Here is a 12,361-nt window from a genome sequence, read left to right as displayed (position 1 = left end):
ATGACTTGCTCAAGACTTCTATTGGTCCTCGATTCATTGATATCCCACCGCAAAGTGGATTTGAACTCGGTGAATTCGTTCTCACCTCCGGCAATGACACTTGGCAATGCCGTTTGGAGATCCTCAAGGAGTCCCTCAGCTTTACGCAACTGAACAGAGAGTGCACGTGTCAGAACGGCAAAGACCATTCCGATTGCCGCGCCGAGTGCAGCGAAAATGCCATTCATAGCCATGAGATGGTAAACTGGCGCGCCACTCACCCGCTCCCAGGCAAATCGGCCAAAGTCAGAATATTCGGGTGAAAACAGAGCGCCATACTCCATCCACAAGACGAGCGTAATGATGGGGTGAAGAACAATGACCCCTATGATCGCGCCCATGGCGGCATAAAGAAGAAAATGCCGTACAGGACGGTAAAGTCCGATTCCTGAGCGTCCAAGAGCAAGACGGCGTGTCAAACCGATTCCTCTCTCAGGCCGCGAACCGAGTTGATGATGAGGGTGCCAGCCGCACCTGCAACAATCGCCTCGATATCCTTCAATGCACCGATCGCTGCTTTTGCGCCGCTATGGCGCACAAACGCGCAGGCAGCTCTGACTTTTGGGCCCATTGAGCCTGCCGGGAACTCATACGTGTCCAGATCATCAGGCCCCGCTTCTATAATGCGCCGCTGTGAGGGTTGCCCCCAGTCGACATAGACCGCATCGACATCGGTGGCCATGATGAAGAGATCCACTTCAAGTTCGCGGGCCAGCAACGCGCTGGCAAAATCCTTGTCGATGACGGCTTCAACTCCCTTGAGCCGACCATCTTCTCCCCGGATTGTCGGAATCCCCCCTCCACCGGCGCAGATCACAATTGCGCCGCGCTCGAGCATCCATTTGATCGGATTCAGTTCAAGAATTTTCTGAGGTTTGGGTGACGCAACAACACGGCGCCAATCCTGACCATCCGCTTTGATCTGCCATTTTTTTTCGGCCGCAAGACGTTCTGCATCAGCCCTGGCATAGACCGGTCCGACAAATTTGCTCGGCGCGTCAAACGCCGGATCAAGCGCATCGACCTCGATCATGGTGAGCAGTGTCGCGATCTCCTTGTCCCCTTGCAGGCAGTTTCGAAGCTCGCGCTCGATCACGTACCCGATCATGCCCTCGGTCTCGGCGCCGAGAACATCCAAAGGGAAGGCTTCGTCTGGCTTGTAGGCCGCCCCTTGCAGTGCCAGCAATCCGACCTGGGGGCCATTGCCATGCGTAACAATCAGCTCGTGATTCCGAGCCAGGGGGGCAAGCGCGCTTGCTGCAATCTTCACATTGGCGCGCTGGTTTTCGACCGTCAGCGCTTCACCGCGTTTCAACAGGGCGTTTCCGCCAAGGGCAACCAGTATACGCATGGATCAACCGCCGATCGTGGCCACAAGAATGGCCTTGATCGTGTGCAGCCGGTTCTCGGCCTGTTCGAACTGGATTCCCGCGGGCGATTCAAAGACCGCGTCAGTAACTTCCATTTCGGATATCCCGAATTTCTCCAGCATGTCCCGGCCGACGTCGGTTTCTGCATTGTGGAATGCCGGCAGGCAATGCATGAATTTGGTTGTCGTCTTGCCTGTTGCCGCCATCAAGTCGGCATTGACCTGGTAAGGCCTGAGCAATTTGATCCGTTCTTCCCAGACCTCGGCTGGCTCGCCCATCGACACCCAGACATCAGTATTGATGAAGTCACAATCCTTGACGGCTTCGACCGGGTCTTCAGTGATCGTCAGCCGGGCTCCATACCGGGCTGCCAGCTCTTTGGCAGGCTGCAAATAGTCGTCGCTTGGCCAGAGGCTCCTGGGCGAAGCGATGCGGACATCCATACCCATCAGACACCCGGCGATCATGAGGGAATGACCCACATTGCTATGGGCATCGCCGACAAAGGCGTAGGATATATCGCGGAGCGGCTTGTCGGCATGTTCGTGCATCGTCATCAGGTCCGCCAGCATCTGGGTCGGGTGCCATTCATCCGTCAAACCGTTGAATACGGGCACGCCCGCATAGGCGGCAAGTTCTTCGACCTTTTCCTGCCCAAAGCCGCGATATTCGATCGCATCGTACATTCGCCCGAGGACCCGGGCCGTGTCCTTCATTGATTCCTTGTGACCGATATGCGAGCCGGACGGCCCGAGATAAGTAAAGCCCGCTCCCTGGTCCATGGACGCAACTTCGAACGCACACATCGTACGCGTCGAGGCCTTCTCGAAGACCAGACAGATATTCTTGCCTTTCAGGCTTTGGTGTTCGATCCCGGAATACTTCGCGCGTTTCAGGTCGCGCGACAGATCGAGAAGATAGCGCATTGCGCGCTGGTCGAAATCCAGCAGTTTCAGGAAACTGCGTCCGTGAAGATTATAGGCCATTATACGTCCTCATCATGAATATACGGGTGCCAAACGGGCACTTAAAAATCGACCGGATCGCGCCAGACCGGGCAGGTCATACAATGGCCACCGCCGCGGCCTCGCCCGAGTTCGGATCCACGGATCGTGATCACTTCGATACCGGCTTTGCGCAGGAGCGTGTTCGTCGAGGTGTTGCGGTCGTACGCAACAACGACCCCCGGCTCGAGGGCGACGACATTGTTGCCATCGTCCCATTGCTCGCGTTCCTGATTGTAGGCGTCGCCGCCAGTTTGAACGATGTTCAGCTTTTTGAGCCCAAGCGCCTCAGCCGCTAACACAAAAAGGTGACGGCTCTCTTTTGTAACGCATACGTGGTCCGGCTTGTCGCAGGGTTGTAGTGTGTAGCATTGGATCTGGTCGCAAACCTCGACAAAAGCCGTCGCGACATCCCGGTCACAATGGGAAAAGACCGTGTCCAGGTGCATTGCACTACGAGCGCGCGGCATCTGACAGGCGATGACACGGGTCGCGGCCCCGTTTTTAAACAAGGCGCGGGCCACTTGTCCGACCGCCTGCGGACTGGTGCGTTCGCCCATCCCGATGAGGACAGTACCGTTGCCCCATGGCATGACGTCGCCGCCCTCCAGCGTCGCGGGGCCGTGATCGGTATCCGGATCGCCCCACCAGACTTTGAAATCACCATGAGCAAATGCCGGGTGAAATTTGTAGACAGCGGCGACGAGCAGCGTTTCGGGGCGCCGGGCTGGCCAGAACATCGGGTTCAATGTCAGGCCGTTGCCAATCCAGCAACTATTATCGCGCGGGAACTGCGTGTTCGGCAGTGGCGGGATGACAAATCCGTCTGGACCCAGATAGCTGCCGAACATGTCAGTGGCTTTAAACGGCAGGTCATGAACGGCAATTCCGCCTATCAGAAACACCGCCAGTTGATAGGGGGGAAGTTCGCTCAGCCAGGCGCGCAACTCCTCCGGCATGCCGACGCCGACCTGGTCGTCGGTCACCCGCCGGTCGAGGATCCAGTTGCGGGCCTCAGGCATCGCGACAATTTCACTCAAGAGGTCATGAAATTCGTAGACTTCAACCCCGCGATTGGCCATTTTCATGCGAAAGTCGGCATGATCAGTTCTGGCTTCCTGCACCCAGAGAACATCATCATAGAGCAGCGCATCGGCGTTGGCGGGCGTTAGCCGTGAGTGCGCGAGACCTGGTTGACAGGTAATGACTTTGCGTAGCTTGCCGATTTCAGAATGTACACCGAAGCCTGTCATTGGAGGGGTCCTTTCAAAGACACGTTGAATTGCGGTTCTGTATGCGGCGTTGAAGACTGTGCCCGCTCAGTTGATCAGGGTTGCGATCGTCAGAGACCCCATAACCAGGACGACCAGCCCGAGCAGGAGCGGCCACATGAACCGGAGCCAGCGCTGGTAGGGCACACCGCCAATCGCGAGTGCTCCCATGACGACCGCAAAGGTCGGGTTGATGAGGTTCACCAGCCCGTTCGCCGACTGATAGGCGGTCACCACAAGCGAGCGGTCAACGTCCGAGAAATCGGCAAGCGGTGCCATGATTGGCATGCTCAAGACGGCAAGACCCGAGGACGATGGTACCAGGAAGGACAATCCAAGCTCTATCCCGAACATGGTGTTGATGAACCCGATGGGCCCGAGCCCGCTCAAGGCGCCTTCGCCCGCATGCAGGATCGTGTCCGTCATCTTTCCTGCGTCCATGATCACCACGATTCCGCGTGCAATGCCGATTATGAGCGCCACGCCGAGAAGGTCTTTCGCGCCCGCCATGAAGGCGTCGATAAAGCTCTCTTCACCCATCCAGGAGGCGACCCCGACAAGGATAGATGCAGCGATGAACAGGGCCGACATCTTGTCCATCCACCAGCCTTGCGAAGATACGCCCCATATCATGATGGCGAAGGTCGCAGCGAAAATGATCAGGGTCAGGATTTGTGATCGTGAGAGCGGCGCGTCCGGATGATGGCCGTCGCTCTTGAAGCGGGCAGCGATTTCGTTTTTCTTGTCGGCGATGATCGATTTGGAGGGATCTGCTCTCACCTTGACGGCGTAGCGCATCACGTAGGCCGAACAGATCGCCCAGCCTGTTACCAGAATGAAGACCCGCAAGGTCAGCCCGTCTGTAAACGCAATGCCGGCGGCGTTTGAGGCGATAACCGTGGCGAACGGATTGATCGTCGAACCAAGGACGCCGATCCCCGCCCCGAGCAGGATAACGGCAACGGCGACGACGGCATCAAACCGGGCTGCCAGCATGACTGGGATCAGGAGCCCATAGAAGGCGAGCGATTCTTCGGCCATGCCATAGGTCGTACCGCCAACAGCAAAGAAGGCCATAAGGATCGGGATCATCCAGATCTCTCGCCCCTTCAAGGCCGACATGGAGCGTTCGATGGCGTGGTCGATGGCGCCCGTCCGGGTCACAACACCGAGAAATCCGCCGATGATGATTACGAACAGCGCGACATCGATAGCCTGCGCCTCATAGCTGTCTGGATTGTAAAGTCCGCCAATCGGGGCGAGAAAAACCTCGACAATTCCTTGCGGGTTGGCATCGACGGTTTCGTAAGTCCCTGGAATGGGAACCTCTCGGCCCAGTTCCGCATTCTCTGCTCGTTGGTATTGCCCTGCCGGTACGATCCATGTCCCCAGCGCAACGAGGGCAATGAGCGCGAACAGGATTGTGTAGGCAGTTGGAAACTTGAATCCCTTCGATGGGACCGGGGCGTCTGCCGATTCTATTGTGTCTGACATGTTTTGTCCCCTCTCCTAGAATGCAACGGATGCGTAAAGCATGAAGTGAGACCAGGCCTCATCACCGCCCGTAAATTGTTTGGCGCCGTCGCCCGGCACCATCACAGCGGCGGCGGCCGACAGGAACAGGCGATCGGTCGCCTGCCAGTCGAGAAAGATATCAACTTCGTCTCCGAATGCCTCATCGGCCACACCGATCAGGCCAGGTTCATCCAGTGTGAAATTAAGCCAGGAAGCGGTCAGCGACACGGTGTCAGTCAGCGTGGCAGAGCCTTTGACCATATGGGTTTTCTGGTTGGAGTTCCCGAAAATCCAGTTGCCCGTAATCTCACCCTGATACCATTGACCATAGTCGGTAAAACCGTAGGCGAGCGGTACAAATTCTTCATTTTGCGGCGTCGACGGATCATCGCCTGTGACGACGGCGTAGCGATAGGTCAGTGTCGGCTCGAATGGCAAGCTATCGAGCTTGTAGCGGCCTTGAAAGTAGCCGCCCTGACCCTCATAGAAACCGGCGCCTTCCTGCAGGGCGTACTCGCCAGAAAAGGTTAACCGGTCAGAGACGTCAATCGAGGCGCGCACATCATAGGTTTTAAGTTCCTCGGCTGTGTTTGCGGTGACCGCGTCATCAAAATGGGCGACTTCGACATAGGTTGCGCCAATTGAGACGCGCTCGGAGATGTCATACTCGGCATTGACCCCGCCAACATGCGCCTTGATACCGGCGCGGCCCGGATTGTTGCCAAGCCAGAACCCTTCCAGCAGCAGATCTCCCTGCTTCAGGCGGACGAGGCCGCTACTGCGCGATGCCGAACGGGCACCCAGGTAGAAGCCGCCTCGGTCGCCGCCATCACGGCCACCATCCTTGATCAGGAATCCGGTACCAATTTCATAGTCAAAGTCTCCGCCGATGACCTCGAAGAAATCATCCTCGCCAAGTTGTGTTTTCCAGCCGACATAGAGCTTTTCGAGCGTCGCTTTGCCGGGGTTACTGATCCCGGCGGCGAAACCTTCTGCGCTCTCACCGTATGTCTTCGTCCCGACAGCAGACAGGCCGGCTGACAATTCCCCCCCGAATACATTTTTCAAGGTCAGGTATAGCTGCGGCTCAACTGCGATCTCGGCCCACGAGCTGGTGTCGACGCCAATATTGGCTTCGGGCTCACCAAACCAGGGGTTGCTTTGCACGAAAGTAACGGTGGCTGCGTCGAGACCAACATCTATGGCTGCGGCATCACTGTCATAGAGATTGATCTGGGCCATGGCCGGAAGGGCCGCGACGCCGAGTCCGACAATTGCCAGAAGTGCGGCTCTGCAGGCGGGCCCCCGGGGACAATGCGCACGCGCGTGTGAGCAAGGTGCATGCGTGTCGGCCTGGAGGTGTCTCATCAGCGGTGTCTCCAATGCGTAAGGGTCGAAGCCTGCCGCGTATAAGCAGCAACCAGTCTCTAAGGTGATACGGCATGGACGGCACCTTCCCTCACTCATTACACCAGGAACTTACACAGCCGCCATTTTTCAACACCGTTGAAACATTCTAGACTGGTGGGGTTGCTCCGCTCTAAGGTCGAACGATGACCCGGTTACCAGCTCCTGCCTACACGCCTGCACTCGGCCCTCGCGGTTCGATAGAACTTTATGATCGCGTCATCACTCTCCTGACTCGTGAGAAAAAATGGCGGGCCAGCCTGCTCGTTGCTTTGGCGCCGAGGGACGAAGAAACAATCGTCGATATTGGCGCGGGCACCGCGAGCATGGCGTGTATGATCAAGACAACGCAGCCTGGCGTTCGCATGGTCGCAATTGATCCGGACCCCGACATACGGACGATCGCCGAAGCGAAAGCGGTAAGAGCTGGAGCCGCTATCGAATTCGTAACCGCGATGGGCGACGAAAAGCTTGACCACATTGTCCGGCCGGGAAGCGCGGACAAGATTCTGATCAGCCTCGTGCTCCACCAGTGCCCGATCCCGGTGAAAACAAGCATCCTCGCAAACGCTTTTCGCCTCCTCAAACCCGGTGGCAAGCTGCTGATCGCTGATTACGGTCGGCAGCGCTCAATCCTGATGAAGCTCGCATTCAACCTCGTCCGCCTGACCGATGGATATGCCGACACCAGAGCCAACAAGGACGGCCGGCTGCCAGAGTTCATGCGGGGTGCGGGATTTGTTAATGTCAAAGAGCAGAGCATCACGCTTACGCCGACCGGATCAATCTCCATATATTCGGGCACCAAACCGCAGGCTCACTGCTAGCGGACATGTTCGAGCCACGTGCCGATCTTGCAACGCATACGCCTCGACCCACGCCATCACGTTTCAATACAGTGCCGATCCAATACCGAGGGCGGCATTGGTCTTGGCGATGGATTTTTGTGAATCTGTCAAAAGCCCTGTCAGCGCCCTGATCGCATCAATCGTTTCCGGGATGACGATCGCCTGATTGTCGACCATATAGGCATAAAAGAGTTCATTATTCTGAATCGTAACCAGGTCTTCCCAAAGAGCGACTTCGTATAGGTTGTCATTTGGACGTTTCAGGTCGGCCATGAGTTCCTTGACACTGTTTATACCCGTCAGTCCTTCGTCCAGCCTGACCATGGCGATACGCGTCGAAGAGTGAAATGCCGCCAATACCTCCTCTCGGTCGGCGGCGCGCGACAGTTCAACGTTCCAATAATGCAGATGCGCAAGTGTTTCCGGCACCTTGACCGCCATCGTCACAACATCGAAATCCGGATCAACGCTTTGTGCATCCGGGCCTTGATGGCTTGGAATGCGTTGTTCCGGGACAAGCGTGTTCATGATGCCGCTCTGATGGCTTTCCCAGGGATCGGTGGCGCGACGCAAAAGCGTGCCGCGCGCCTTTTTGAGCAAACCTGTCCGTTTCAGCGCGCCCAGCGTTCGAACAATCGACGTCGTGTTGCAGGAGACAACTCGCGTTTCATATCTGCCCACTGCGCTGTCAAAATTCGATTCAGCGACAAATGAATGCCCGGTAAGGGCGTGGGGTTCGCCGCCCTGCACGATGAATCTGAGCCCCCGCTTTCGGTAGAGAGCAACATTCCCGGTTGCAACAAGTTTCGGTGTGCAATCGACGACAATATCTACCTCGTCCAGGAGGTCTTCCAAATGGCCTGAGAGCATCATACCCGCATTGCTCATCGATTTGTGCGCCGTTGAGGTTGCCGCAAAGACCCGGTAGCCTCGCGTGTTTGCGACACGCAGCCGCCAGTCAGCAGCGGTATCGGCGATACCTGCCAGCTGCATATCGTCCTGGAGTGTCACGGCATCGGCAACACGTTTGCCGATGACACCGTAACCGTTTACGGCGACCCGGATTGACTTGTCATGCATTCTCTTGCTCCTTCAGTGACAGATTTCGCTGCGTTGCGACCAGGTTTTGCGGCTCGCCCGCTAGATACGTCTTGATGTTCTCGACTGTGGTTTCGGCAATGCGGGCGATGGCTTCTCGCGTATTGAAAGCGGAGTGAGGCGTCACGATCACATTGGGCATCCGCAATAGAACCTGGTCGGCAACCAGGGTGCGCAGATCATGTCCGTCACAATCAACCGAACAGATCAGCTCTGCCTCTTCGCGAAGCATGGGTTCATCAGGCAGGACGTCAAGTCCGGCGGCAGACACCTTTCCGCTTTTCAACGCCTTGATCAGCTCCTGGGTATCGATCACGTCGCCGCGCGCCGTGTTGATGATTACGACACCGTCCTTCATGCGCATGAAGGCGTCTGCAGACACAAGATGACGGGTCCGGGGTGTGGACGGCACGTGCAGGGATATTATATCGGCGGTCGTCAGGAGGTCGTCAAAACTCAGATAAGAAAAACCCTCGCGCGTCGCAAAATCGAAATCCGGCGCGATGTCAAATGCACGAACGTGCATGCCAAACCCGTGAGCAATGCGGACAACATGCCGCCCGATGGCGCCGGTGCCAACCAGGCCAAGCGTTTTACCAGCAAGATCGAAGCCCGTCAGTCCGGCAGGAGAGAATGGCCCTGAGCGAGCACGCTCTGCCGCCTCGAAAAGTCGATGGCTAAGTGCCAGAAGGAGGACGAAGACATGTTCGGCGACTGTATTGTCGCCATAGACCGGCACATTGCACACAATAATGCCGCGTTCGGCGCACAGGGCGGTGTCAATGTGGTCAAATCCTGTCGATCGCGTCGCGATCAATTTGAGCGCTGGCAGCTGATCCAGAACCGCGCGATCAATCGTCGAATATATGAAGGTGGAAACAATCTCAGCATCAACGAACGCGCCAGCATTTCCGGCGGTCAGAGTTTCATCTGTCAGTCTAATCCTGTTGTCCGGCTGCAGACTGTCAAACGCTGCCGCGTCACGCGGATCGATTTCGAAAAACGTAATTTGCATCACTCTGGTTCATACCCCTCGATGGCCATACTCCGTGCGCAATTGAAGCCGTCCCGCAGCGGTTTGCACCCATTCCTGAGCAGATACGGTCCAGACGATCAGGTGCCTTGCCGGTGTGAGTTCGTTCTTTTGGCTCCAAGTAAAGGCGGTTTTTCTCGACGCCCGAACTCAGAATGTTTCATGATCGACTAATACAGATACGCGGCGGTGGTCCGGCCCACTCAAACGCAGACGAAATTCTTCACAAGGCATGATTGTGCGCAGATGTGATCACCAGCACGCATCGTGGTGGTTTCATACGACCAGAGCAGTTTGCGCATATCAGGACACGTTGATCGATTGCTGGCTTGGCCAAGGGGTGCATGCCATTCAGACGTATCTGACTGTGTGGACAAAGCCCCTTTCATTCCAGATGCGCAAGCAGCCATTGCAGCCGCTGGCCATCTGCCTGCCGATTCAAGCGCGTCGACACGGCATGCTGCGCTTGGCGTTTTCGCAGCCATGTCCATCGCGTTTATCTGGGTCAATTCTCCAGCTGTTGGGACCTACGATTTTATCCATCATACGCCTTTCTCGATTCAACTCGGAGAGGTCGGGCTGTCCAAACCACTTGTCGATTGGATCAATGAGGGCCTGATGGTCTTCTTCTTCTTTGCGATCGGGCTCGAAATCAAACGAGAAGTTTTGGTCGGCGACCTTGCATCGCCGCGCAGGATCGCCCTTCCCGCGATTGGCGCACTGGGCGGTATGCTCGCCCCTGCTGCAATCTATCTGATGTTCAATGCGGGCAACCCGGACACCGAACATGGCTGGGCGGTACCGGTCGCGACCGATATTGTACTCGCACTCGCCGTCTTGTCGGTACTTGGTGCCCGCGTTCCGGCCAGTCTGAAAGTCTTCCTGATGGCGCTCGCCGTATTCGATGATTTCGGAACGCTGGCTGTCATCGCGCTCTTCTATACTGAGGGGGTGAGCCTCGTCTCGCTGACTATGGCTGGTTTCGGCCTTGCCGTCCTGATCGGGCTCAACCGAATGCGCATTTCAAATATGACGCCCTATGTCCTGATAGGCATATTTGTGTGGGTTGCGGTTCTGGAATCAGGCGTGCATGCGACCATTGCCGGTGTCCTCGTGGCCTGGACCATTCCGCTGACTATCAATGGGCGCCCTGTTCTAACGGTTATCGAAGCGGGTATGAAGCCATGGGTCGCTTATGGGGTTGTGCCGATCTTCGCCTTTTTCAACTCCGGCATTCATCTGGCGGGCATCACACCATCCTCCCTGCTCGGACCAGCCAGCCTTGGCGCCGGGCTCGGCCTCTTCCTTGGCAAACCGCTCGGTGTATTTGGCGCGGCCGGACTGGCTGTCTGGAGCGGGTTAGGCAGATTACCGCTCGGCGTCAGCTGGCTTCACTTGCTCGGCGCATCCTTTCTGGCGGGGGTTGGGTTTACAATCAGCCTGTTCGTGGCGGCGCTTGCATTCGATAGTCCGACCGCTTTGCAAGCGGTCACTTTGAGTGTGATCATCGGGTCCACGCTTTCGGCGGTGACCGGTCTCGGCCTGCTTGCTGCCGCCAGACAAAGGCTCCAGCCACTCAGACCCGATGAGACATTCGCTCCATGATAATGTTGCTGGCGCGCCTTCACTGACCAACTGCCGAGATGCCGATCGTGTTGCCACCTAATTGGCGCCCCCACCGATGAAGACCGGACACGGCTGAGCAAAATGCGTGATGCAGCCCAGGTCGCCATCGTCACGCTCCGTCCCAATCGATGAACCCATATTTCTCCCGGCAGGATCTCGCATGGATGAAGTCGCCGGAGATGAAATCGACCACACAATCATCTGATATATCTGAAACGCTTACAAGCCAGGATACGCCGACCTGCCGGCTGGGATAGAAACGATATCCGAATACTGGGCGTAACCCCGCAAGGGTTGATTGGGCGGCGTCGCATCCGACTTGGCACGCTCACTCCGAGGGTGCGAACGGCTGCGATCCCAGCCTCGTGAGTGAGTCTAGAATGGGTCTCGCAATGTCGCGGAAGCGCCTGCGGGCTGGACGTCTTGTTTCGTTTAGCTGCAAAAAACTGAAACGTGTAATGCGCGGCCAAGGTCTGCGTCTGTTCGTCTTGCAGTCCTATTGGCTGCGATGTGGCTCGGACGGCGAACCACATCACAATACAGGAAAGTTTAAGATGAACTCTCACCAAAGTCCCCGCCGGCAAACTTCCGATGGCTCAAGCCACTCCTCCCACACTTTACCCAAGGTCTTGACCTGCGTCATATCCAGCCTTGGGATTGGCCTGTTTGGCGTGGGACTAGGTGCAATCGTGGCACCTTATATCGCAGAAACCGCTGCGCTGATTGCCCTTCTCGGACTGACGGTTCACCTTGTCGCCTTGATCCGCAGCGTTCGCCACAGACGCCCAGGCATATCCGATCAGCAACTTTGGCTCACAGCAATCTATCTAAGCTGCTGGACCATACTGATCGTGCTCACTTTACGCCTGTTTAAGGTTTGGTTTTGATGGATCCGGGGCAATTGATACCTCATTGACGGAATACGGAGCGGCCATGACGAGGCGTTCAAAGTTGACGAGAAAGAGTGATTGCGCGCGTCTTTCGCTGAATGTCGCGTCTGCTTGCGGGCGGCAAAGTCCAAAAAGCGCAAGGGGATTGGTTTGAGCCAGGATATCAGGGACCGACAATATCAGGCGGATTTGACGGTAATATCGTGCAGAATATCGCCGGCATGCGCAAAGTGATCGGCCGCATTTGAGAGGTGGCGATA

The 12,361-nt window shown here is 56.8% G+C and carries 10 protein-coding genes and 1 pseudogene; 2 read left to right on the top strand and 9 right to left on the bottom strand.

The features are described from left to right. The 6 genes and pseudogenes from VR74_RS14575 to VR74_RS14550 all read right to left on the bottom strand — a co-directional run. Positions 1-458: pseudogene (locus VR74_RS14575) on the bottom strand (hypothetical protein); the annotation flags it as partial. After that, the gene (gene arcC / locus VR74_RS14570; RefSeq protein WP_045698053.1) at positions 455-1,390 is read right to left on the bottom strand and encodes a carbamate kinase; all 936 of its coding nucleotides are present in this window, start codon (positions 1,388-1,390) and stop codon (positions 455-457) included. The gene arcC and the pseudogene VR74_RS14575, both read right to left, overlap by 4 nt. Before the next feature lie 3 nt (positions 1,391-1,393). Then, positions 1,394-2,395, bottom strand: a complete 1,002-nt coding sequence (gene argF, locus VR74_RS14565) for an ornithine carbamoyltransferase (protein WP_045698051.1) — start codon at positions 2,393-2,395, stop codon at positions 1,394-1,396. Positions 2,396-2,436: 41 nt separating this feature from the next. Beyond that, the gene (locus VR74_RS14560) at positions 2,437-3,666 is read right to left on the bottom strand and encodes an arginine deiminase (RefSeq protein ID WP_045698049.1); all 1,230 of its coding nucleotides are present in this window, start codon (positions 3,664-3,666) and stop codon (positions 2,437-2,439) included. A gap of 66 nt (positions 3,667-3,732) precedes the next feature. After that, positions 3,733-5,178 carry a YfcC family protein gene (locus VR74_RS14555; protein ID WP_045698047.1) on the bottom strand — a complete coding sequence of 482 codons (1,446 nt, stop codon included), beginning with the start codon at positions 5,176-5,178 and terminating at the stop codon, positions 3,733-3,735. Positions 5,179-5,193: 15 nt separating this feature from the next. Beyond that, the gene (locus VR74_RS14550; protein WP_299950697.1) at positions 5,194-6,567 is read right to left on the bottom strand and encodes a hypothetical protein; all 1,374 of its coding nucleotides are present in this window, start codon (positions 6,565-6,567) and stop codon (positions 5,194-5,196) included. Between the two features lie 185 nt (positions 6,568-6,752). Here VR74_RS14550 and VR74_RS14545 point away from each other — a divergent pair, with 185 nt between their 5' ends. Then, the gene (locus VR74_RS14545) at positions 6,753-7,433 is read left to right on the top strand and encodes a class I SAM-dependent methyltransferase (protein WP_045698043.1); all 681 of its coding nucleotides are present in this window, start codon (positions 6,753-6,755) and stop codon (positions 7,431-7,433) included. Between the two features lie 63 nt (positions 7,434-7,496). Here VR74_RS14545 and VR74_RS14540 read toward each other — a convergent pair whose 3' ends face one another. Continuing rightward, the gene (locus VR74_RS14540; protein WP_045698041.1) at positions 7,497-8,534 is read right to left on the bottom strand and encodes a type II glyceraldehyde-3-phosphate dehydrogenase; all 1,038 of its coding nucleotides are present in this window, start codon (positions 8,532-8,534) and stop codon (positions 7,497-7,499) included. Further along, entirely contained in the window at positions 8,527-9,567 is a 1,041-nt protein-coding gene (locus VR74_RS14535; protein WP_045698039.1) for a hydroxyacid dehydrogenase, read from the bottom strand. The genes VR74_RS14540 and VR74_RS14535 overlap by 8 nt, the downstream gene beginning before the upstream one ends. Before the next feature lie 285 nt (positions 9,568-9,852). Here VR74_RS14535 and nhaA point away from each other — a divergent pair, with 285 nt between their 5' ends. After that, entirely contained in the window at positions 9,853-11,190 is a 1,338-nt protein-coding gene (gene nhaA / locus VR74_RS14530) for a Na+/H+ antiporter NhaA (protein WP_366462656.1), read from the top strand. A gap of 881 nt (positions 11,191-12,071) precedes the next feature. Here nhaA and VR74_RS21135 read toward each other — a convergent pair. Further along, a partial coding sequence (locus tag VR74_RS21135; protein WP_299950694.1) for a hypothetical protein occupies positions 12,072-12,361 on the bottom strand: 290 nt, incomplete at its 5' end.

This window comes from Hyphomonas sp. BRH_c22, assembly GCF_000961795.1.
Lineage (GTDB): Bacteria > Pseudomonadota > Alphaproteobacteria > Caulobacterales > Hyphomonadaceae > Hyphomonas.
Note: the sequence above shows the minus strand (reverse complement) of the source record. Positions and strands in the feature narration are given on the sequence as shown.

What these genes read in the sequence shown, in the direction of transcription:
- arcC (WP_045698053.1), bottom strand. Translation starts at nt 1,390, where the DNA reads ATGCGTATACTGGTTGCCCTTGGCGGAAACGCCCTGTTGAAACGCGGT.
- argF (WP_045698051.1), bottom strand. Translation starts at nt 2,395, where the DNA reads ATGGCCTATAATCTTCACGGACGCAGTTTCCTGAAACTGCTGGATTTC.
- VR74_RS14560 (WP_045698049.1), bottom strand. Translation starts at nt 3,666, where the DNA reads ATGACAGGCTTCGGTGTACATTCTGAAATCGGCAAGCTACGCAAAGTC.
- VR74_RS14555 (WP_045698047.1), bottom strand. Translation starts at nt 5,178, where the DNA reads ATGTCAGACACAATAGAATCGGCAGACGCCCCGGTCCCATCGAAGGGA.
- VR74_RS14550 (WP_299950697.1), bottom strand. Translation starts at nt 6,567, where the DNA reads ATGAGACACCTCCAGGCCGACACGCATGCACCTTGCTCACACGCGCGT.
- VR74_RS14545 (WP_045698043.1), top strand. Translation starts at nt 6,753, where the DNA reads ATGACCCGGTTACCAGCTCCTGCCTACACGCCTGCACTCGGCCCTCGC.
- VR74_RS14540 (WP_045698041.1), bottom strand. Translation starts at nt 8,534, where the DNA reads ATGCATGACAAGTCAATCCGGGTCGCCGTAAACGGTTACGGTGTCATC.
- VR74_RS14535 (WP_045698039.1), bottom strand. Translation starts at nt 9,567, where the DNA reads ATGCAAATTACGTTTTTCGAAATCGATCCGCGTGACGCGGCAGCGTTT.